The sequence below is a fragment of the Nonomuraea sp. NPDC049400 genome (genome assembly GCF_044466425.1).
Lineage (GTDB): Bacteria > Actinomycetota > Actinomycetes > Streptosporangiales > Streptosporangiaceae > Nonomuraea.
The window spans coordinates 26,371-48,137 of the sequence record NZ_JBITMP010000057.1 but is presented as its reverse complement, the minus strand read 5'-3'; the positions used below and the strand labels follow the sequence as shown (position 1 = coordinate 48,137).

The following is a 21,767-nucleotide window of genomic DNA, read 5'->3' as shown; positions in this document are numbered from 1 at the left end:
GCGCCGTCCCGTATTGTGGGCACTACTTCCCCCTGAGAGACGAGGGGAAATCTGTTCTATGCGACGCGTCCTAGCCGCCGCCCTGCTCATGACGGCCGCCGCCGGCTGCTCCACAGTTCCGGCCGCCGAGCCCGCCACGCAGTCCACGGCGCACACTGACACGATCGACTGGGGACCGTGCACCGACATCAAGCGCCCTGACGGCGAGCCGCCGGCCCGCCAGGACTCGTCCGTACGGTGTGGGAAGCTCGCGGTGCCCCTGGACTACGCCAAGCCCGACGGAGAGAAGATAGAGCTGGCGCTCATCAAGCTGGCGGCCACGGGCAAGGGCAAGAAGCTGGGCTCGGTGGTGTTCAACTTCGGCGGCCCAGGCGCCTCGGGCGTCGACACCCTCGACCAGGCCGGCAAGGCGCTCACCGCGCTGCGCGACCGCTACGACCTGGTCAGCTTCGACCCGCGCGGCGTCCAGCGCAGCTCCGGGGTGCGCTGCGGCGACACCGCCGAGATGGACAGGTACACCTCTTTGGACACCCTGCCCGTCGACAACGAGACGCACCAGGAGACCGCGGCGGCCAACAAGCAGTTCGCGGCGCTCTGCAAGCAGGACTCCGGGAAGATCCTCCCGTACATCGGCACCGTGAACGCCGCCCGCGACATGGACAGGATCCGCGCCGCGGTGGGCGATCCGAAGCTCAACTACGTCGGCATGTCGTACGGCACGCAGCTCGGCGCCGTGTACGCCACCGAGTTCCCCAAGAACGTGGGCCGCATGGTGCTCGACGCGCCGCTGGACCCGACGGTGACGTTCGAGCAGCGGACGCTGGTGCAGACGCGGGGGTTCCAGCGGGCGTACGAGAGCTTCCTGCGGGCGTGCGTCAAGAACAAGTGCGACATCGGCAAGGACCAGGCCACCGCCAACGCGAACATCGAGAAGCTGATGAACCAGCTCACCGACAAGCCGCTGACGGTCCGCGGGCGCGAGCTCACCCAGGGTCTGGCCGGCACGGGCGTGGCGGCGGCGCTGTACTCGGAGCTGACCTGGCCGTTCCTGGAGCAGGCGCTCAGCGAGGCGCTCAAGGGCCGGGGCGAGGCGCTGATGTACCTGGCCGACTCCTACACGGGCCGCGCCGAGGACGGTAAATACTCGACGCAGATGACCAGCTTCCCGGCCATCACCTGCGTGGACACCTCCGAGCGGCCCAGCGAGCAGGAGATCCGGCGCACGGAGGCGGCCGCCATGAAGATCTCGCCGCTGTTCGGCAGCGAGGGCTCGGGCGGGCTGTGCCGGTTCTGGCCGGTGAAGGGGAGCGACGGGGCACGGCACGTGAACGCCACCGGGTCCGCGCCGATCGTCGTGGTCGGTGGCAAGGGCGACCCCGCCACGCCGTACGAGTGGGCGCCCAAGCTGACGGCCCAGCTCAAGACCGCCACCCTGGTCACGTACGAGGGTGAGGGGCACGGGGCCTACCTGTCGGGGAGCAAGTGCGTGCAGGGGCTCGTCGACGGGTTCCTGATCGACGGCAAGCTCCCGGCGAAGGGCGCCACCTGCCCGGCGGCCTGATCCGGCCCGTCTAGTGTGGCGCTGTGACGTACGACTCGCTTATCGACACAGAGGCCGCGCGCCTCGGCGCCCTGGCCGCGGACCTGTCCGTCCCGGTGCCCACGTGCCCGGGATGGACGCTGGCCGACCTGGTCACGCATGTCGGCCAGACGCATCGCTGGGCCGTCCACGTGCTGCGCGACCAGGTCCAGGAGCGGATCTGGTCGCGCCAGGTGCCCAGCGGGCTGGCCGAGGGCCGAAGCGGCGACGCGGCGTGGCTGGCCGCGGGGGCCGCCGAACTGCTCGACACGCTCCGCGCCACCGACCCGTCGCTCGCGGTGTGGACGTGGGGCCCTGACCGGCAGGCGTCCTGGTGGCCGCGCCGCATGGCCTTCGAGCTGGTGATCCACCGGGCCGACGCGGAGCTGGCGCTCGGCATCGACCCGGTCATCCCGGCGGAGGTGGCGATCGACGGCGTCGAGGAGTTTCTGCACAACCTGCCGTACGCCGGCTGGATCACCCGGCGGCTGGCGGAGCTCGGCGTGGAGGGGGCCACGATCCACCTCCACGCGACCGACGCCGACGGCGAGTGGACCATCACCCAGGGCCCGGCCGGGAAGATCTCCTGGGAGCGCGGGCACGCCAAGGGCGACAGCGCGGTCCGGGGGAAGGCCCAGGACCTGCTGCTCCTGTTGTACGGCCGGCGCTCACCCGACGCGCTCACGGTCCACGGCGACGCGGACCTCCTCGGCCGCTGGCTGGCCACGGCCGCTTTCTGAGCTTGGGTGGCCCTGGACGCGCCGCCGCTCGGCGATCGGCGGCGTGCCCAGGGCCGGGTGAACCGCTCTGTGCGAAGCGAACCGTCCGTGTGCCGGAGTCGGCGGGGAAGGCGCTCCCTCCGGCCCGCGAACGGATGATCACCCAGGTGTCGTGACGTCGCCGATCACCTTCGGTGGAAGATCCCGAAGACGCTGCCCGACGTGTCACGCAGGTAGGCGAAGTCGGTGCCGGCGCCGTCGTCGATCACCTTCATGATCACCTTGCCGCCGAGCGACTCACTCTTGGCGCAGGCCGCCTCGACGTCGGCAACCTGCACGTGGAAGATCGCATGCGCGGGGAACTCGCCCTTGGTGTTGAACAGCCCGCCGGCGGGCTGCTCACCACCCGGATACTTGATCATCCGGTAGTCGAGCGGCCCCTCGTCGTCCCGGGCGAACGTCCAGCCGAACAGCCCGCCGTAGAACGCCTGCGCGCCCTCGGGGTCGTCGGTCGCCACCTCGAACCAGGTCACCGTGTTGTCCATCGTCGTCTCCAACTGTTTTTTCTCGAACAAGACAACGATCTAACGGGTTGGCGACAACCCTATGTCGGTGTTTTCGGTTGACTAATCGAGCACAGTGCCGTGCACGATCATCTCGGGCACGTCGGGGGCGAAGCCTTCCAGCGGCCGGTCGGGACAGCGCTCGGCGGTCACGGTCGCGGCGGCGATCCGATCGAGCCGGAAGACCCGCACGTCCTCGCGCAGCCGGCACCACGCCACGAGATACCAGAACCCGCCCCGGCCGCCCAGGAACACGCCAGGCTCCACGTCGCGGGAGGTCAGCATGCCCTTGGCGTCGGCGTAGTCGAGCCGGAGCACGCGCCGCCGCAACAGCGCCTCCTCGATGGTCCGGGAGATCCCCTCGGCGCCGAGCGGCTGGGTCTGCGCGCCCGGCTCGGGCGGCAGGTGGACGAGCTGCACCCGTCGCGCCAGCTCCCTGGCCAGCTCGCCCTCGGGCCCCGGCATCGCGGCCACCACCTTGCGTAACGCGCTGCGCGCCTGCCGCCCGAACGGCTGGTCGCCGGCCTGGCTGAGCGCCACCGCGATGGCCACCGCCTCGGCCGGGGTGAAGTTGAGCGGGGGGAGGGTCATCTTCTTGTCGATGGCATAACCGCCCTTGCGGCCCGGCTCCGCGTAGATCGGCACTCCTGACTCCTGCAGGGCGGTGATGTCGCGCTCGATCGTGCGCACGCTCACCTCGAACCGCCTGGCCAGCTCGCGTGCGGAGCGGCAGCGGGGCGCGATGGCGCGCAGGTCCTCGACGAGCGCGTAGAGCCGGTCGGTACGATTCACAGCCGCGACGCTACGCCCCGCCACCGACAATCGCGGCGAGTCCTGCGGCCCGGCAACCCCTGCCTCACCGCACGGCCACACGGGTCTCACGCTCCGGACGCGCCCAATAATCAGATGTGATTCGGCGCACTGATCGCTACTGTGGACGACAGCTCACAGGACAGAGGGAGGTGCGGGTCGAAATGGTGTCGGTCATCTTTCTGAAACAAAGAACACATCCGGTGCCGGGCACAAATCCGCGCTCTCTGGAGTCGCCTGAGCAGGTCAGGTCCGGTGCCGGCACGGGTCGAATCTCGTCGGTTATCGCCTTTTAAGCGGGTGGTCGCGGGTTCGAATCCCGTCGCGGACCTCGGGTTCGCGTAGCTCAGTGGCCAGAGCACCAAACGGCCGGTGAGTCCGCCAAATCCGTGCCGGCTCCAGATCTGATCGCCCCGCATTCCCGCTGATGGTACGGGTCGAATTCCGATCGGTTATCACAGGTTCGATTCCTGCCGGGGGCACCCCCTTGCCCCCGGCGCCCATTTGGCGGGCAATCCGGTCGGAGCCACCACATCCGTGCTGCCCGCATGGCTGACAAGGAGCGCAAACAATGGCTCGTGATCCCCTCGCGGCGGTCTCGGCGATCGCCACCCCGCAGACGCGCCCCATTCCCGGCCGTGCCGACCAGGTGAGGAACGCGGCGGGCGGCTACGTCTTCGACAAGGACCTGTGGCGCAAGCTGGAGGACTTCCTGATCCTCGGCACCACGGGCGGCACCTACTACGTCACAGCGGACAAGCTGACGGCCGACAACGCCGGCGTGCTGTTCCAGGCGATCGCCGAGGACGGCCCGCGCGTGGTCGGGCTGCTGACCGCCGTCTCGACGGCCCGCCCGCCGCGGGCGCCGAAGCAGCGCCCCGCCCTGTTCGCCCTGGCCGCCTGCTACGCCAAGGGCGACGCGGACACGCGGCAGGCCGCGAAGCACGCGCTGGCGAAGGTGGCACGCACCACCGACCATCTCGCCCAGTTCTTCGGCTACTACAAGAACCTGGGTGGGAAGGCGACGGCTCGGGGGACCGCTCCCGTGGCCGGCCGTTCGCTGCGTACGGCGCTGGCCTCCTGGTTCCTGACCGGGAGCGCGGACGATGTGGCGTTCAAGGCGTGCAAGGCGCGCCAGCGCAAGACGCCACAGGGCGAGGCGTTCGACCTGCGTGACGTGCTGCGCATCGCCCACCCCGCCGCGGACGACGAGCAGCGCAAGGTGCTGTTCGGGTGGATCGCGGGGAACGTGGCGGACGAGCGGGCTCGCGAGGCGCTGCCGGCCGTGCACCGGTTCCTCACGGCGAAGGCCGTCACCGGCGCGGACGAGGCCGTGCGGGTGGTGACGGAGCTGCGGGTGCCGTGGGAGTTCCTGCCTGACGCGATGCTGCGCGAGCCGAAGGTGTGGGACGCCCTCGTCGAGACGATCGGCATGACGGCGCTGCTGCGGAACCTCGCCAGGATGACCCGCATCGGCGCCCTCACGCCGATGGGCGAGGCCACCCGGCGTGCGGTCGCCCGGCTCACCGACCGCGAGGCGCTGCTGAAGGCCCGCGTCCATCCCATGGACGCCTGGCTGGCCATGCGCGTCTACGCGTCCGGGCAGGCCCGGCCGAACCCGCGCGCCGACCGCCAGACGTGGCAGCCCGTGCCGGCCGTCCTGGACGCGCTGGAGGAGACGTACGAGCTCTCCTTCGGCTCGGCCGAGCCGTCGGGCAAGCGGCTGCTGGTCGCGGTGGACTCCTCCGGCTCGATGTCGTACGGCGACGTCCGCGCCGGCGGCTCGCCGCTCGGCACGCCGTACGAGGTCGGCTGTGCGATGGCCGTCATGCTGTCCCGCATCGAGCAGGGCAACGTGCACGTCATCGACGTCGACACGATGGTCCATGCCTCGAAGGTGACCCCTCGCACGAACCTGCGCGAGATCGCCTCCTGGCAGCCGTCCGGTGGCGGCACCGACCTGTCGCTGCCGTTCACCTGGGCGGCCAGGAAGCGGCTGAAGGCGGACGGGATCGTGCTGTTCACCGACAACGAGACCTGGGCGGGCCCCGCCCACCCGACCCAGGCCCTCGGGGCCTACCGCCGCAAGATCAACCCGCGGGCCCGCGTCGTCGTCGCCGCGATGACCGCCGCCGGTTACTCGATCGGCGACCCGGATGATGACGGAGTGCTCAATGTCGCCGGGCTGGACGCCTCGCTCCCGCTCGTCGTCAACGGATTCATCCGCCCCTGAGCGCTACCAGCGGTGGTGAACCTGGGGGCGGATCAGGTCGTCGTAGACCTCCTGGACCGCCTTCAGGGTCGCCGCGTCGAGCGGGGGCAGGGCCGCCGCGGACGCGTTGGCGGTGGCCTGGGCCGGGTTGCGGGCGCCCGGGATGACCACAGAGACGCCCTCCTGGTCCAGGATCCAGCGCAGGGCGAACTGGGCCATCGTCACGCCCGGGGGCACCAGCGGGGCCAGGCGGCGGACCGCCTCCAGGCCCGTGCCGAAGTCCACGCCCGAGAAGGTCTCACCGACGTCGAACGCCTCCCCCTGCCGGTTGTAGTTGCGGTGGTCGTCCGGGCCGAAGGTCGTGTGCTCGTCGTACCGGCCGGACAGCAGTCCGCTGGCCAGCGGGACCCGGGCGATGATGCCCACCCCGGCGGCGCGGGCGGCGGGCAGGACCTGCTCCAGCGGCTTGAGCCTGAACGCGTTGAGAATGATCTGCACGGACGCCACGCCCGGCCGCGCGATCGCCGTCAGCGCCTCCTCGCACGTCTCCACGCTGACCCCGTACGCCGCGATCTTCTGCTCGGCCACCAGCGTGTCAAGGGCGTCGAAGACCGCGTCCGTCGAGTACACCGCAGTCGGCGGGCAGTGGAGCTGGACCAGGTCGATGGTGTCCACGCCCAGGTTGCGCCGGGAGCGCTCGTTCCAGGCACGGAAGTTGGACATCACATAGTTCGAGGGGAGCTGCTCGAGCCGGCGGCCCATCTTGCTGGCCACGGTCAGCTCCGGGCGGCCCTTGGCGAAGCGGCCGACGATCTGCTCGCTGCGCCCGTCGCCGTAGACGTCGGCCGTGTCGATGAAGGTGACGCCCGCGTCCACGGCGGCACTCAGGGTGGCGACGGCGTCGTCCTCCGTCACCTGCCCCCAGTCGGCGCCGAGCTGCCACGCGCCCAGGCCGACGATGCCCACCTGGCGTCCTGTCCGTCCCAACGTGCGTTTTTCCATAGGCAACAGTGTCCAGGATGGTCACGTGGACCCTAGCCGAGGGGCGCGACGGCGCTCACCGTGGTGCCCCCGCCGAGCACACTGTTGATCTTCAATGTGCCGGAGATCCTCGCCAGGCCGGCCTTCATGGCCAGCAGGCCCCGCCCCTCCGTCTCCAGCGGGAAACCGACCCCGTCGTCGCTGATGGTCAGCCGCAACCCGCGCGCCCCCGCGGTGACCGCGATCGACGCGGTACGCGCCCTGCTGTGCCGCTCCACGTTGTCGAACGCCTCCCGCACGGTGGCCACGACCGCCTCCGCGACCGGCGCCGGCACCTCGCGTCCCGGCAGCGCCCACACCTCCACCGCGATCCCCGTCCGGTCCTCCCACCGGGTCAGGTAGTCCTCCAGAACCTGCGAGAGCCCACGCTGCCCGTCCAAGCGAAGTTGCATGTTTCCCCCGTTCCCCGTTGTTCTCTCTGGTTTGATCCCCATAACTTGAGAAAAGTTCCATTTTGCGTACTCGGTGGGGTCCCCTCCAGACTGAACGGCATGATTCGACCCGCCACGCCCGCCGATGTGTCCCAGATCGTCAGCATGATCCGTGAGCTCGCCGAGTACGAGAAGGCCGCGCACGAGGTCCGGGTGACCGAGCAGCAGCTCGACGCCGTGCTCTTCTCCGACCGCCCCGCCGCGTTCGTCCACATCGCCGAGGAGAACGGCGAGGTGGTGGGCTTCACGCTGTGGTTCCTCACCTTCTCGACCTGGCGCGGAGTGCACGGCATCTACATGGAGGACCTCTACGTACGCCCCCAGCACCGCGGCGGCGGCCACGGTCTGGCGCTCATGCGGGAGCTGGCCGCGATCTGCGCCGAGCGCGGTTACCAGCGGCTCGAATGGTCGGTCCTCGACTGGAACGAGCCCAGCATCGGCTTCTACGACAAGCTGGGCGCGGTGCGCCAGGACGAGTGGCTGAAGTACCGGCTGACCGACGAGCCGCTCCAGCGCCTGGGCGCCCGCCGGGACTGATCCTCACGTACGGTGACGTGATCGACGCCGATGTTTCGGCGGGCAACAGTTGATCATTACGAACATGTTTCGTCCGTGACGCTTGTGCGTGGCTTGTTACAGCGGTGAATCACTCGTAACGAACGCACAGCCACGGATTGTCAAAGTGCGTAACGAGCGCTTCCTACCTTGGAGATCCCCCGGACGCCGAGTGTAGGAGAGTTCGATGGCGCGGTGGATCGCTGAGTGGCACCCCGATGACCCAGCCTTCTGGGAGAGTTCAGGCAAGCGTGTCGCACGGCGCAACCTGATCTTCTCGATCTTCGCCGAGCACCTCGGCTTCACCGTGTGGACGGTGTGGAGCATCGTGGCCACCAAGATGGGGGCCTACGAGTTCTCAACCGACCAGCTCTTCTGGCTGGTCGCGCTGCCGAACCTGGTCGGCTCGGTGCTACGCGTGCCCTACACGTTCGGCCCGGCCAAGTTCGGCGGGCGCAACTTCACCGTGGTGAGCGCCACGCTGCTGCTCATCCCCGCCGTGCTGCTCGGGGTGGCGGTCAACAACCCGGCCACGCCGTACTGGCTCTTCCTGGTGATCGCGGCCCTGGCCGGCTTCGGCGGCGGGAACTTCGCCTCCAGCATGGCCAACATCACCTACTTCTACCCCCGCAAGAAGCAGGGGGTCGCGCTGGGCCTGAACGCGGCCGGCGGCAACATCGGCGTCAGCTCCGTCCAGCTCGTCATGCCGCTGGTGATCGGCGCCCTCGGCCTGGCCGCCGCCGGATGGTTCTGGATCCCGTTCGTCGTCGTGGCCGCCGCCTGCGCGTGGTTCTTCATGGACAACCTCACCAGCGCCAAGGCCGACCCGCGCCAGCAGCTCGCGGTGGCGGGCAAGGCCCAGACGTGGATCATGTCGTTCCTGTACATCGGGACGTTCGGCTCGTTCATCGGCTACTCCACGGCCTTCCCGCTGCTCAGCAAGAGCCTCTTCCCCGAGGCCCCGTTCGCCGCGGTGGCGTTCGTCGGGCCGCTGCTGGGCTCGCTGATCAGGCCGGTGGGCGGCTGGCTGGCCGACAAGCTCGGCGGCGCCCCCGTCACGCTGTGGAACTTCGCCGGGATGGGCGGCGGCGTGCTCCTGGTCTGGCTGGCCAGCTCCTCCGGCAACTTCTGGCTGTTCTTCCTGTCCTTCCAGCTCCTGTTCGTGACCGCCGGCATCGGGAACGGCTCCACGTACCGGATGATCCCGGCCATCTTCCAGGCCAAGGCGATCGCCGAGCGCGGCGAGAGCGAGGAGAGCCTGCTGCACGGCAAGCGCCAGGCGTCCGCCGCCATCGGCATCATCTCGGCGGTCGGAGCACTGGGCGGGTTCCTCATCAACCGGGCGTTCGGGATGTCGTTCGCCGCCGCCGGGACCCCGGCACCCGCCTTCCTCGCCTTCGGGGTCTTCTACGTGACCTGTTTCGCCCTGACCTGGTGGTGCTACACCCGCAAGGTCGGCGCCTCCGTCGTGGCCAGCCTCGCCTATGCCCGGGTCTGACGTGACGAACACTCACTGCCCGTACTGCGCGCTCCAGTGCGGCATGGAGATCGGCCCCGGGCTGGCCATCAGCCCCAGGACCGACATCCCCGCCAACGCCTCGGGCGCGCTGTGCCAGAAGGGCTGGACGGCGGGCGAGCTGCTCACCAACGGCGAGCGCCTGACCACCCCGCTCCTGCACGGCGAGCCCGTGGAGTGGGACGTCGCCCTCGACTACGTGGCGGAGCGGCTGGCCGCCATCCGCGCCGAACACGGCCCCGACGGCGTGGCCGTGTTCGGCGGCGGCGGGCTCACGAACGAGAAGGCCTACACGCTCGGCAAGTTCGCCCGGGTCGCGCTGGGCACGAGCCAGATCGACTACAACGGCCGGTTCTGCATGTCGTCGGCCGCGGCCGCCTCGATCAAGGCGTTCGGGATGGACCGCGGCATGCCGTTCCCCATCACCGACCTGGCCGAGGCCGACGTGGTGCTCCTGGCCGGCGGGAACGTCGCCGAGACCATGCCGCCGTTCGTGCGCCACCTGAGCGGCCCGCGCGTGATCGTCATCGACCCGAGGCGCACGCAGACGGCCAAGCTGGCCTGGCTGCACCTGCAGCCCACGCCCGGCACCGACCTGGCCCTGGCGCTCGGGATGCTGCACCTGGCCATCGCCGACGAGCTCGTGGACGAGGCGTACGTGGCCGCCCGCACCACCGGCTTCGAGGAGGTCCGCACGTCGCTGGCCTCCTGGTGGCCGGAGCGGGTGGAGCGGATCACCGGGGTGCCGGTCTACCGGATGCGGCAGGCGGTCAGGGCACTGGCCGCGGCGGGCAACGCCTACATCCTGACCGGGCGCGGCGCCGAGCAGCACGCCAAGGGCACCGACACGGTCAGCGCGTTCATCAACCTGGCGCTGGCGCTGGGCCTGCCCGGCCGGCACGGCTCCGGGTACGGATGCGTGACCGGTCAGGGCAACGGACAGGGCGGCAGGGAGCACGGGCAGAAGGCCGACCAGCTCCCCGGCTACCGCAAGATCGACGACCCGGCGGCGCGGGAGCACGTGGCCGGCGTGTGGGGGGTCCCCGCGGACAGCCTCCCGGGGCCCGGGCGGTCGGCGTACGAGCTGCTCGACGCACTCGGGACCCCGGGCGGGCCGCGGGCGCTGCTGCTGTTCGGGTCCAACCCGGTGATCTCCGCGCCGGCCGCCGAGCACGTGGCCGAGCGCATCGCCTCCCTGGACCTGCTCGTGACCTGCGACTTCGTGATGTCCGAGACCGCCGCGCTGGCCGACGTGGTGTTCCCGGTGACGCAGTGGGCCGAGGAGAGCGGCACCATGACCAACCTCGAGGGCCGCGTCCTGCTCCGCAGCCAGGCCGTCGCGCCGCCCGAGGGCGTCAGGAGCGACCTCGACGTGATCGCCGGACTGGCCGAACGGCTCGGGCACCGCTTCGAGACCGAGCCGGTCAAGATCTTCGACGAGCTGCGCCGGGCGAGCAAGGGCGGGCTGGCCGACTACTCGGGCATCACCTACGAGCGCATCGCCGCCGAGAAGGGCGTCTTCTGGCCCTGCCCGGAGCCCGGGCACCCCGGCACGCCGCGCCCGTTCCTCGACTCCTTCGCCACTCCGGACGGCCGGGCCAGGTTCGTGCCCGTCCAGCACCGGCCCGCGGCCGAGGAGACCGACGAGGACTACCCGGTCTACCTGAGCACCGGCCGGGTGCTCGCCCACTACCAGAGCGGCGCCCAGACCCGCAGGATAGCGCCGCTCGTCCAGGCCGCCCCCGAGCCGTTCGTCGAGCTGCACCCGGACCTCGCCGAGCAGCTCGACATCTCGCCGGGGGACATCGTGCGCGTCAGCAGCAGGAGGGGCGAAGGCAAGGCCGTGGCCAGGATCAGCGACGCCATCAGGCGCGACACCGTTTTCATGCCCTTCCACTGGGAGGGCGCCAACCGGCTCACCAACCCGGCGCTGGACCCGACGTCGAGGATGCCGGAGTTCAAGGTCTGCGCGGTCAGGGTGGAGAGGGACTCATGATGAGGCTCGTCGTCGTCGGCAACGGGATGGCCGGGTCGCGGCTGGTCAGCGAGGTACGCGACCGGGACCCGCACATCAAGATCACTGTTTTCGGCGCGGAGTCGCGCCAGCCGTACAACCGGGTGCTGCTGTCCAACGTGCTGGCCGGCAGCTCGCGCCCCGATCAGGTGCGCCTGGTCGACTCCTCGTGGTACGACGCCCACCACGTCGAGGCCGCGTTCGGCGACGCGGTCGCCCACATCGACAGGGACACCAGGCACGTGGTGACCGAGAGCGGGCGGCGCGAGCCGTACGACCTGCTGGTCCTGGCCACCGGCAGCGAGGCGATCGTGCCGCCGATCCCCGGCGTGGAGCGGGCCATCCCGTTCCGCACGCTCGACGACTGCGAGCGCATCATGGAGGTCGCGCGGCAGGCCCGCAGGGCCGTGGTCGTCGGCGGCGGACTGCTCGGCATCGAGGCGGCCCGCGGGCTGGCCGGGCGCGGGCTGCCCGTGACGCTGCTGCACCTGGCCGGGCACCTCATGGAGCGCCAGCTCGACGTCGAGGCGGGCGAGGTGCTCGGCGAGACGCTGGCCGGGCTCGGCGTGGACATCCGCACCGGCGTCAGCGCCGAGTCGGTGGCGGAGGACGGCGTCCGGCTGACCGGCGGCGAGCTGGTCGAGGCGGACCTCGTGGTCCTGGCCTGCGGTGTGCGCCCCGTCACCGGGCTGGCCTCTGAGGCAGGGCTGGAGGTGCGCCGCGGGGTCGTCGTGGACGACGAGCTGCGTACCGACGACCCGTCGATCTTCGCCATCGGCGAGTGCGCGGAGCACGACGGCACCGTGTACGGCCTGGTCGCGCCCGCCTGGGAGCAGGCCACCGTGGCCGCCGACGTCATCACCGGCGGCAAGGCGCTCTACCGGGGCTCCAGGCTGGTCACCAGGCTCAAGGCCAGGAGCGTCGAGCTGGCCGCGATGGGCGAGACCCAGCTCACCGAGGAGCACGCGGAGGTGGTGCGCTTCAGCCACCGGGCCCGCGGCACGTACCGCAAGCTCGTCATCCGCGACGGGCGGCTGGTCGGCGCGATCGTGCTGGGCGAGAGCGACGCCGTGGGCACGCTCACCCAGCTCTTCGACCGCGGCGCGCCGGTGCCGGGGGACCGGGCGGGGCTGCTGTTCCCGGGGTTGTCGACGGCGCCGGTGGCAGAAAGCCCGACGCTGATCCCGGACGCGGCCAAGATCTGCCAGTGCAACAACGTGACCAAGGGCCAGATCAGGGCGTGCTGGGAGGCCGGGGCACGCGACGTGGCCGGAGTGGCGGCCGCGACCAGGGCCACGACCGGGTGCGGCACCTGCCGCGACGCGGTTGAGGGCATCGTCGGCTGGCTGTGCGAGCAGGAAGGGATTTCCGTATGAGCAGGATCGTCGTCGTGGGATACGGGCCGACGGCCCACCGGCTCGTCGAAACCCTGGTGAACAAGGGCTTCGACGGCCGGATCACCGTCATCGGGGAGGAGCCGCGCCCGGCGTACGACCGGGTGGCCCTGACCTCCTATCTGTCCGGCACCACCGCGGAGGACCTCACCTACCAGGTGCCCACAGGCGTCGTGACGAGGCTGAGCAGCCGCGTCACCGGGATCGACAGGGACGCCCGCCACGTCACCCTCGCGGACGGCGGCACCGAGTCCTACGACGTGCTCGTGCTGGCCACCGGGTCGGCGCCGTTCGTGCCGCCGGTGCCCGGCGCCGAGCACGCCTTCGTCTACCGGACCCTCGAGGACCTGGACGCCATCAGGGTGGCCGCCAAGGACGCGGTCGAAGGCGTCGTGGTCGGCGGCGGGCTGCTCGGTCTGGAGGCCGCCGACGCGCTGCGGGCGCTCGGGCTGAAGGCGCACATCGTCGAGATGAGCCCCTGGCTGATGCCGCGGCAGGTGGACGAGGGCGGCGGCTCGGTGCTGAAGTCGCACATCGAGGGGCTCGGGCTGAGCGTGCACGCCGGAGCCGGCGTACAGGAGATCGTCGCCGGCGACGACGGCCAGGTCGTGGGGCTGCGCAAGCCGGACGGGACGCTGGTGGACGCCCAGGTCGTGGTCTTCTCGGCGGGCATCAGGCCGCGGGACGAGCTGGCCAGGTCGTCCGGCCTGGAGGTGGGCGAGCGGGGCGGCATCGTGGTGGACTCCTCGATGCTCACCTCCGACCCCTCGATCTACGCGATCGGCGAGTGCGCGCTGGTCGGCGGCATGGTCTACGGGCTCGTCGGGCCGTGCAACACGATGGCCGAGGTGGCGGCCGACCGGATCATGGGCGGCGCCTCGGCCTTCGAGGGCGCCGACATGTCCACGAAGCTCAAGCTGCTGGGCGTCGAGGTGGCGCAGTTCGGGGCGATGACGGGGGCGCTCGACGTCACCTACATGGACCCCGTGGGCGGCGTCTACAAGAAGCTGTTCATCAGCGACGACGCGAAGACGCTGCTCGGCGGCATCTGCGTGGGCGACGCCTCCCCATACACCTCCCTGCGGCCCTTCGTGGGCAAGCAGCTGCCCGCATCGCCGTCCGACCTGCTCTTCAGCGGCGCCGGGGCCAACCTGGACCTGCCCGACGAGGCGCAGGTGTGCTCGTGCAACAACGTGTGCGCGGGCGACGTCCGCACGGCCATCGCCGACAAGGGCGTCACCGACGTGCCCGGCATCAAGGCCTGCACGCGCGCCGGCACGACGTGCGGCAGCTGCGTGCCGATGCTCAAGCAGCTGCTGGAGAAGTCGGGCGTCGAGGTCAGCAAGGCGCTGTGCGAGCACTTCACGTACTCGCGGGCCGAGCTCTTCGACATCGTACGCGTCCGCAAGATCACCACGTTCTCCCAGCTCATCACCGAGCACGGCCAGGGCAGGGGCTGCGACATCTGCAAGCCGGCCGTGGCCTCGATCCTGGCCTCCCTGCACAACGGGCACGTGCTCGAAGGCGAGCGGGCCACGCTGCAGGACACCAACGACCAGTTCCTGGCCAACATGCAGAAGAACGGCACCTACTCGGTCGTTCCCCGCATCCCCGGCGGCGAGATCACGCCCGACAAGCTCATCGTGATCGGCGAGGTGGCCCGCGACTTCGGGCTCTACACGAAGATCACCGGCGGGCAGCGCATCGACCTGTTCGGGGCCCGGGTCGACCAGCTCCCGGAGATCTGGCGGCGGCTGGTGGACGCCGGGTTCGAGTCGGGCCACGCGTACGGCAAGGCCCTGCGCACGGTGAAGTCGTGCGTGGGCTCGACCTGGTGCCGCTATGGCGTGCAGGACTCGGTCGGCCTGGCCATCGCGCTGGAGCTGCGCTACCGCGGCCTGCGCTCACCGCACAAGCTCAAGTCGGCCGTCTCCGGCTGCGCCCGCGAGTGCGCCGAGGCCAGGTCGAAGGACTTCGGGATCATCGCCACCGAGCAGGGCTGGAACCTGTACGTCGGCGGCAACGGCGGCTTCAAGCCCCGCCACGCCGACCTGCTGGCGACGGACCTGAGCACGGACGAGCTGATCAGGACCATCGACAGATTCCTCATGTTCTACATCCGCACGGCCGACCGGCTGCAGCGCACCGCCGCCTGGCTCGAGTCGCTGGACGGCGGGCTCGACTACCTCCGCGAGGTGATCATGGAAGACTCGCTCGGCATCTGCGCCGACCTGGACGCGCAGATGGAGCACCACATCGCCACGTACGCCGACGAGTGGGCGGCCACCCTGGACGACCCCGAGAAGCTGAGCAGGTTCGTCAGCTTCGTCAACGCCCCCGGCGTGCCCGACCCGTCGATCGTCTTCGCCAGCGAGCGCGGCCAGATCAAGCCGGTGATGGCCCGATGAGCTGGACGCGGATCTGCGACTACGAGGCCATGCTGCCGGAACGCGGCGTCTGCGCCCTGGTGAACGGTGTGCAGGTGGCCGTCTTCCGCACCTACGACGGCACGCTGCACGCGCTGGACAACCTCGACCCGTTCAGCGGCGCGTACGTGCTCTCGCGCGGCATCGTCGGCACCAGGAAGGGCGAGCCGACCGTGGCCTCGCCGCTGCACAAGCAGGTGTTCTCGCTGGTGTCGGGGCGATGCCTGGACGAGGACGCGGTGTCCGTGCCGGTCTATCCGGTACGGGTGGCCGAGGGCGGCGTGGAGGTCGGCCTCTAGTCGCCCGGTAGGACCACGCCCAGGTCGTAAGCTCGCACCACGGCCTGGGTGCGGTCCCTCGCCCCCAGCTTGCCCAGGACGTTGCCGACGTGCGTCTTGACCGTCTCCCTGGTGACGTACAGGGCGGCGGCGATCTCGGCGTTGCTCAGCCCGCGGGCCAGGTGGCGCAGGACGTCCAGCTCCCTCGGGGTGAGGTCGTGGGTGACGGCACGCCGGCGTGGGGCGGCGATGCGGCGCAGCGCGTCGGGGAAGAGCACGCCGTCCCGCAGCCGGATCGCGGTGACGAGGTCCGCCGCGGGGGAGCGCTTGAGCACGTAGCCCGCCGCGCCCGCGCGTAGCGCGCCCCAGACGAGCTGGTCGTTCTCGAACGTCGTGACCACGACGACCCGGGTCCGTGGCGAGAGGCGGGCCAGCTCCTGGGTGGCGCGCAGGCCATCCATGCCGGGCATGCGGATGTCCATGAGCACCACGTCGGCCTCGCGGCCCAGCTCGACGGCGGCGTGGCCGTCGGCCGCCGTCCCGATCACCTCGATGTCGTCGTGCAGGGACAGCATGGTGGCCCAGCCGGAGCGGATGAGCGGCTCGTCGTCGGCCAGCACCACCCGGATCACCCGGCCGTCGCCTGCCACGTGCCGGTCCTGCCGGCTCACGCGGGCAGGGTCGCCTGCACCCGCCATGTGCCGGCCACCTCCTCCCGTTCGAAAGCGCCGCCGGCCAGGCGCGCCCGCATCCGCATCCCCACCAGGCCGCGCCCTTCTCCCGACGGCGCGGCCCCGGCCGTCGCGTTCTCCACGACGAGCACGACCTCCTTCCCGCGCCCTCCAGCGCCATGACGGGCGTGGCTTCGCACGGCCAGGTCCAGCCGGACGGGCCCGCGCCCGTGCTTGAGCGCGTTGGTGACGGCCTCCCTGGCGATCGCGTACGCCGCCCGCGACGTCGCCTCCGGCACCCGGTCCACCGGGTCGGCACGGCACTCCACGTCCAGCCCGTGCACGAGCGCGCCGAGGGCGGCCAGCGTGGGCGTCTGCGCCGTACTGCCCTCGTCGAGCACCCGCAGCAGCACGTCCAGCTCCTGTTGCGCGCCACGCGCGGCGCTCACCAGGTGGTCGAGCGACCGTTCGGCCGCCGGGACGGTCTCCGGCCGCCGCAGGGCCGCCTGGGCCGCCATGGCCTGCACCAGGACGACGCTGAGCGCGTGCCCCACCGAGTCGTGCAGCTCCAGCGCCAGGCGCTGACGGCGGCCGAGCTCCTCGATCACCAGCGACGGGTCCGAGCGCAGCAGCCTGCGCGCCACCCGCTGCTGCCCGGCCCCCGCGAGCACCATCACCGCCGCCACGGCCACCACCATGACGGACACCTGCGCCAGGTCCCCGTGAGCGGGCGGCCAGCGGGTGAGCGCGGGCGCGAGCGCCAGCGCCCCGGCGCTCAGCGTGGCCCCCACGAACAGGTGCAGCGCCGTCAGCACCCGCAGGTAGACCGGGTCGGCGCGCTCCGGCACGGCCACGCCGAGCAGCTCCGACAGGGCGATGACCTCCACGCGCGGCACCGGCGGCAGGCACGCCACGAGCGCCGACGCGGGCAGGCACGCCGCCCACAGCAGCAGCACCCGGGGCAGGGACACCTCCGTCACGAGCGCCACCGCCAGGACCGCCGCCACCGGCGTCAGCAACGCCGCGCCGAGCAGCTGGTAGAGCACCGCCTTCCAGGGAATGGTCACGGCTCCCGACGCTAACGGAGCCGCTCAGAGACCACCTCCCCCGCGTGGGGGAAGCGGCGACCGGGCCGCGTTCCTAGCGTGGTCGGCCATGAGATCACTCGGAATCCTGCTGTCAGCGGCAGTGACCGCCGTCGGCGTGCTGTGGTGGACGACGCCCGCGTCGTACCCCTTCGGCGCCCGCGACCGGGTCACCGTCTCGTTCTCGCACCTGTTCGAGCACGACCTGTGCGGCGCCATGATGGTCGCCGCCGGGCTCGTCGGGATCGCGGTCTCGCTGCTCGGGCCGGGCCCGCTGGCCCGCGCCGGGGCGGTCGCGGAGGTGCTGTTCTTCGGCGTCGTCATGTCCGACGGGGGCATCATGTCCGCGCTCGGCTACGTGGTGGCCCTGTCTCTCCCGGTCGCCCTCACCGTGCTCGTCGTGCTGGCCTGCGTGCGGCGCAGGCTCTGGGGGTACGTCGCGCTCGCCGCTCTCGTCGCGCTCATCGCGTGGGTGTGGGGCCCGCTGATGACGTACGCCGGCAACGTCACGGCCGCGTTCGGCTCGTATGCGGGCCGCGTCGCCTGGACGTTCGCGAACGCGGTGGCGTTCGGCGCCTGGGTGTGGATGGCCCTCCGGCTCTACGGTGGCGCGCTGCCGCGCTGGGCAAGGCCCGGCCCGGCGGCCCGGTGGGGCAGGGCAGCCACGATCGGGGCGGCGCTGTGCCCGCTGCCCTACGCCGCCTACCGGCTGACCTGGCTGACGCCGTGGCCGACCGACTTCTCCGCCACCGGGCACGCGGCGGACCTGCCGATCCGGTTGCAGGGGTCGCTGCTGGGGTTCGCGGCGGTGGTCGCCTGCGTGCTGACCCTGGGGCTGACCGCCCGATGGGGCGAGGTGTTCCCGCGCTGGATGCCGGTGCTGCACGGGCGCCCCGTCCCCGTGCGGCTGCCCGTCGCCCTGGGGGGAGCGGTGGCGGGCGCGTGTCTCCTGGCGGCACCCGGGGTGACGGTGAACTTCATCGAGCGGGAAGACCTCTTGCCGCTGCTGCTGTTTCCGTTCCCACTGTGGGGGATGCTGCTCGGCGCTGCCGTTCTGGCATATTGGCTGCGCCGCGGGCACGCCGGCGGCTATGCTCCAGTCTCCACCGGGGGATAGACGTGGGGGCTCGTATGGGCCGCCGGCAGCACGCAACGCCGTCCTGAATCGACGCTGTCGCAACGTTCGGCGTCCTCGCGTTGAGGGAGAGGCCCGGGGTTCGCCTGAATTCGCTGCACTGGACGGACGCTATCGGCGGTGCCCGGTGAGCTGGTCTCGCGCTGGCAACGATCAAAGCTCTGACCGGTCTCAACAATTCCAGTGAACCGTTACTGTGAGTAATACCCCGTCGAGGTAAAGGCGTCGTGCGGAGTGGCCAAACCCCGCATTCGCTCATGACCGGCAGGGGCATCAAAGCGGCCATGAGCAAGATTTTTCTGCGCAGAGGGCTCCTGCTGGCGGCGGTCGTCCCCGCCCTCCTGGCCGCGGCCTGCGCCGCGGGCGGTGACGGTACGCAAGCGATGAAGGGAGCGGCGAGCCCGGCGACGCCGACGGAGGAGACGTCACCCACCGAGACCGAGCCCGAGACCGATGGCGAGTCCCCGGAGGAGACGGAGACCGAGCGCGCCACGCCGACCGATACCGGCGCAGGGCTGCCCCGCTCGGCCATCGAGGACTTCTTCTCTGCGCTCAAGTCCGGGAACCTGGACCAGGTCGCCGGCGCGTTCGCCGGCACCGCGGTGGTCGAGCTGGACGGCGAGGCCACGGCGGAGAGCGCCGAGGCGATCCGCGGCCTCTTCCAGAAGCGGCTCCAGACCGGGGGCGAGCGGCAGGCCACGCACACCATCGAGGATGTGCGCACGATCGGCGACAAGAACGCCGTCGTCCGTTCGACGAGCAAGGCGGGCAATCGGACCCACCGCGAGATGTTCCTGCTCATGAAGGACGGCGCGGAGTGGAAGATCTCAGAGCTGATGAACAACCAGCCGTCGTGACCCCGGCTGAGCGCCGCGGGGTCGGGGATTATTGAGCGGAAATCGAACATTTACCGCGATATTTATGGAACGGCTAAGTCTGCGGGGTGTCGCCGGGGATGCGCGGAGTGATGCGGCGCTGGTCGACGAGCGCCAGGTACACGGCGAAGGCGCCGCGCGCCCATGTTTCCGCCTGTCGCGTGGATACATGATCTCCTCGCCCTCGTGCGAGACGATCATGTATCCACGCCAAGGGCTCCGTCGCCACGCGACCAAAACGTTCTCGTAAACGAGCACGTCCAGCATCGCGTTCAGATATTCGCGTCCGGCGGCGGACACGGCGCAAGCCTCCTCGCTCCTCGCCGAATTCTCGCCTGACCTCCATTGTGCGCGTCCTGCCGGGAAATGTCGCAGGACCTTGGCGGTTCCGTGAAGAGAATTCTTCCTGCGTGCCGTTCACGCGATGATTACGCCCTCGCCGCAAGGGCAGATGGCTGCCGGTGCCCCGCACCATGAGGCCGCCGAGCGGGGCTTGGGTAGAGCCGGGGTGCGCCTGCGACGCCGCCTTGCTGAGCGGCACAGCGTCGCGGCGCACCCCGGCTTTCCACATCGGCCGGCCGACCGGGCGGCGAGGGCGTTGTGCGCTGTGCCGGGACTCGTGGCACTCCGGGCCGACCGATCTAGAGGTCGCGTTCTTGCCGGTCGAGGATGGCGACCGACACGGCGACCGCTCGGGCCGCGTCGCCGTCCTCGATGGCGCGCAGCAGATCGTCGTGGGAGGTGTCCGGGCCGAGCGCGGTCTGCTCCTGGGGTCTGACGCTGTCGCGCAGGGCGTCGCTCATGCTGCGGTAGAGGTCGGCGAGCAGCGGGTTGCGGGCCGCGTCCGCCACCAGCACGTGGAAGGCCACGTCCGCGTCCGCGAACCCGTCGAGGTCGCCGACCCGGGCGGCCGCGTCCCTGCGGGCCAGCGCCTCGCGCATCGCGGTCAGGTCCTCCTCCGTGCGCCTGCCCGCGGCGAGCCGGGCCGCGACCAGGTCGAGGCCGCGGCGCACGTCGATGATGTCCATGGCCGCCGCCGTGTCGAGCCGCCGCCTCAGGGCGACCTTGGACTCGTCGGTGGCGGTCACGTACGTGCCGTCGCCCTGGCGGGTGTGCAGGAGCCCGGCGTGGGCCAGGACGCGGACCGCCTCGCGTACGGACAGCCTGCTCATGCCGAGGCTCTGCGCGAGCTGGCTCTCGGAAGGGATCTTGGTGCCGACCGGCCACACCCCGCGCGCGATCTCCCTGCGGAGCTCGTCGATGGCGGCGTCCACGAGCGAGGTCCGAGCGACGTTTCGCATGCGCCTTCCCCTCATCGGCTGGAGAAGATCCAGCCTAGACGCCGACCGGCGGCTCGGCGCGGACCGGGCCGCGTAACAATGTGATCTTGGTTACCCGGCCAGCTCCGCGGCGAGGCGTTCGATCGTGTCGCGGCCCTCCAGCGGCCGTAGCCAGGCGCTCGGCAGTGCGGCGACGCCGTGGCGGGCGCCGAGCAGGTTGCCGCACACCGAGCCGGTGGAGTCGCTGTCTCCCGAATGGTTGACCGACAGCAGGAGCGCGCGTTCCACGGAGGGCTCGGCCAGGGCGCAGTACACGCCGATGGCCAGCGCCTCCTCGGCCACCCATGCGCCGCCCAGCGACTCGACCCGTTCCGGCGAGTGCCCGCCGCCCGCGCCGGCCAGTCCCACGGCCGCACGCAGGGCCGCGCTGGTCTCCTCGTGCGCCGGGTACGTGGCCAGCAGGTCCAGGGCGCCGCGGACGGCCGTCTCGAGGGACTCGTCCGCCATGAGGTGCGCGATGATCGCCGCGAACGCCCCCGCGGCCAGGTAGCCGGTCGGGTGCCCGTGCGTGATCTGCGCGCACGCCGCCGACACCGCGAACGCCTCCCGAGGGTCGTGCCACGCGATCAGGCCGAAGGGGGCCGAGCGCATCACGGTGCCGCAGCCCTTCGAGCCCGGGTTCACCGGACCGGGCTCGCCCAGCGGGGACGGGCCGGGGAACGGCTTGTGGAGGCCTGACAGGCAGGCGTTGCCCGGGGCTCGCCGCGAGTACAGCCAGCCCTCCTCGCGCAGCCGCCCGGTGCGGTGCGGGCGGCCCGCGGGCGGGGGAGTGCGGTGGTCCTGGGTGTCGAGCCAGCGCAGGTACGCCTGCCGCACCGCCGCCACCACCAGGTGGCCGGGCGCGTCGCCAACCTCCGAGGCGCGGGCGCGGAGGAGGCCTTCCACCGTGAAGAGGGTCATCTGGGTGTCGTCGGTGATGAGGCCGGATTGGCCGCGCCATGTCGTGACATATCCGGTGATGCCCTCCGCCCCGTGATCCCTGCGGATCTCCCGCAGCGACTGAAACTCGATCGGCGCCCCCAGCGCGTCGCCGATGGCGCCGCCGAGGAGGCAGCCCCGGACTCGATCCACTACGTCCATACGAGAAATCTTGTCAGGTCCCAGGCGGTCTGAGAGATTGCGG

The 21,767-nt window shown here is 71.2% G+C and carries 19 protein-coding genes; 11 read left to right on the top strand and 8 right to left on the bottom strand.

Annotation, left to right across the window (positions count from 1 at the left end):
• The first annotated feature begins 58 nt into the window (after positions 1-58).
• Both ACIBVN_RS50325 and ACIBVN_RS50320 read left to right on the top strand, forming a co-directional pair.
• Positions 59-1,561, top strand: a complete 1,503-nt coding sequence (locus tag ACIBVN_RS50325) for an alpha/beta hydrolase (RefSeq protein ID WP_397148259.1) — start codon at positions 59-61, stop codon at positions 1,559-1,561.
• 23 nt (positions 1,562-1,584) lie between these two features.
• Positions 1,585-2,319 carry a maleylpyruvate isomerase family mycothiol-dependent enzyme gene (locus ACIBVN_RS50320; RefSeq protein WP_397148257.1) on the top strand — a complete coding sequence of 245 codons (735 nt, stop codon included), beginning with the start codon at positions 1,585-1,587 and terminating at the stop codon, positions 2,317-2,319.
• A 164-nt stretch (positions 2,320-2,483) separates the two neighbouring features.
• Here the strand turns inward: ACIBVN_RS50320 and ACIBVN_RS50315 are convergent, their stop codons facing one another.
• Both ACIBVN_RS50315 and ACIBVN_RS50310 read right to left on the bottom strand, forming a co-directional pair.
• Complete coding sequence (locus ACIBVN_RS50315) at positions 2,484-2,843, bottom strand: VOC family protein (protein ID WP_397148255.1); 360 nt, start codon at positions 2,841-2,843, stop codon at positions 2,484-2,486.
• An 81-nt stretch (positions 2,844-2,924) separates the two neighbouring features.
• Positions 2,925-3,653, bottom strand: coding sequence for a helix-turn-helix transcriptional regulator (locus ACIBVN_RS50310; RefSeq protein WP_397148253.1), 729 nt, complete (start codon positions 3,651-3,653; stop codon positions 2,925-2,927).
• Between the two features lie 589 nt (positions 3,654-4,242).
• Here ACIBVN_RS50310 and ACIBVN_RS50305 point away from each other — a divergent pair.
• Positions 4,243-5,904 (top strand): TROVE domain-containing protein, encoded by a 1,662-nt coding sequence (locus tag ACIBVN_RS50305; RefSeq protein ID WP_397148251.1) that lies wholly within the window; start codon positions 4,243-4,245, stop codon positions 5,902-5,904.
• A gap of 3 nt (positions 5,905-5,907) precedes the next feature.
• On the opposite strand, the gene ACIBVN_RS50300 is transcribed toward ACIBVN_RS50305, so the two are convergent.
• The gene (locus ACIBVN_RS50300) at positions 5,908-6,885 is read right to left on the bottom strand and encodes an aldo/keto reductase (RefSeq protein WP_397148249.1); all 978 of its coding nucleotides are present in this window, start codon (positions 6,883-6,885) and stop codon (positions 5,908-5,910) included.
• Positions 6,886-6,917: 32 nt separating this feature from the next.
• A complete protein-coding gene (locus tag ACIBVN_RS50295; protein WP_397148247.1) occupies positions 6,918-7,316 on the bottom strand; it encodes a sensor histidine kinase in 399 nt (132 codons plus the stop codon).
• Positions 7,317-7,415: 99 nt separating this feature from the next.
• On the opposite strand from ACIBVN_RS50295, the gene ACIBVN_RS50290 reads away from it, so the two are divergent.
• From ACIBVN_RS50290 to nirD, 6 genes are all read left to right on the top strand, one after another.
• Entirely contained in the window at positions 7,416-7,892 is a 477-nt protein-coding gene (locus ACIBVN_RS50290; RefSeq protein ID WP_397148245.1) for a GNAT family N-acetyltransferase, read from the top strand.
• 205 nt (positions 7,893-8,097) lie between these two features.
• Positions 8,098-9,408, top strand: coding sequence for an MFS transporter (locus tag ACIBVN_RS50285; RefSeq protein WP_397148243.1), 1,311 nt, complete (start codon positions 8,098-8,100; stop codon positions 9,406-9,408).
• Between the two features lies 1 nt (position 9,409).
• Positions 9,410-11,422 (top strand): molybdopterin oxidoreductase family protein, encoded by a 2,013-nt coding sequence (locus tag ACIBVN_RS50280; RefSeq protein ID WP_397148241.1) that lies wholly within the window; start codon positions 9,410-9,412, stop codon positions 11,420-11,422.
• Entirely contained in the window at positions 11,419-12,816 is a 1,398-nt protein-coding gene (locus tag ACIBVN_RS50275; protein ID WP_397148239.1) for an FAD-dependent oxidoreductase, read from the top strand. The genes ACIBVN_RS50280 and ACIBVN_RS50275 overlap by 4 nt, the downstream gene beginning before the upstream one ends.
• Positions 12,813-15,242 carry a nitrite reductase large subunit NirB gene (gene nirB / locus ACIBVN_RS50270; RefSeq protein WP_397148237.1) on the top strand — a complete coding sequence of 810 codons (2,430 nt, stop codon included), beginning with the start codon at positions 12,813-12,815 and terminating at the stop codon, positions 15,240-15,242. Before ACIBVN_RS50275 ends, nirB begins: the two co-directional genes overlap by 4 nt.
• On the top strand, positions 15,239-15,559 hold the full coding sequence (gene nirD, locus ACIBVN_RS50265) for a nitrite reductase small subunit NirD (protein WP_397148235.1): 321 nt from the start codon (positions 15,239-15,241) through the stop codon (positions 15,557-15,559). The genes nirB and nirD overlap by 4 nt, the downstream gene beginning before the upstream one ends.
• On the opposite strand, the gene ACIBVN_RS50260 is transcribed toward nirD, so the two are convergent.
• A complete protein-coding gene (locus tag ACIBVN_RS50260) occupies positions 15,556-16,209 on the bottom strand; it encodes a response regulator (protein ID WP_397148233.1) in 654 nt (217 codons plus the stop codon). The two genes, nirD and ACIBVN_RS50260, sit on opposite strands and share 4 nt — an antisense overlap.
• Positions 16,206-17,276, bottom strand: coding sequence for a sensor histidine kinase (locus ACIBVN_RS50255; protein WP_397148231.1), 1,071 nt, complete (start codon positions 17,274-17,276; stop codon positions 16,206-16,208). The genes ACIBVN_RS50260 and ACIBVN_RS50255 overlap by 4 nt, the downstream gene beginning before the upstream one ends.
• 88 nt (positions 17,277-17,364) lie before the next feature.
• Between ACIBVN_RS50255 and ACIBVN_RS50250 the strand changes: the two genes are divergently transcribed.
• The gene (locus ACIBVN_RS50250) at positions 17,365-18,411 is read left to right on the top strand and encodes a hypothetical protein (protein WP_397148229.1); all 1,047 of its coding nucleotides are present in this window, start codon (positions 17,365-17,367) and stop codon (positions 18,409-18,411) included.
• Between the two features lie 302 nt (positions 18,412-18,713).
• Complete coding sequence (locus ACIBVN_RS50245) at positions 18,714-19,286, top strand: nuclear transport factor 2 family protein (protein ID WP_397148227.1); 573 nt, start codon at positions 18,714-18,716, stop codon at positions 19,284-19,286.
• A gap of 659 nt (positions 19,287-19,945) precedes the next feature.
• On the opposite strand, the gene ACIBVN_RS50240 is transcribed toward ACIBVN_RS50245, so the two are convergent.
• Positions 19,946-20,605 (bottom strand): FadR/GntR family transcriptional regulator, encoded by a 660-nt coding sequence (locus tag ACIBVN_RS50240; RefSeq protein ID WP_397148225.1) that lies wholly within the window; start codon positions 20,603-20,605, stop codon positions 19,946-19,948.
• Between the two features lie 90 nt (positions 20,606-20,695).
• Positions 20,696-21,724: an ADP-ribosylglycohydrolase family protein gene (locus tag ACIBVN_RS50235; RefSeq protein WP_397148223.1), complete on the bottom strand. Its 1,029-nt coding sequence runs from the start codon at positions 21,722-21,724 to the stop codon at positions 20,696-20,698.
• Between the last annotated feature and the right edge of the window lie 43 nt (positions 21,725-21,767).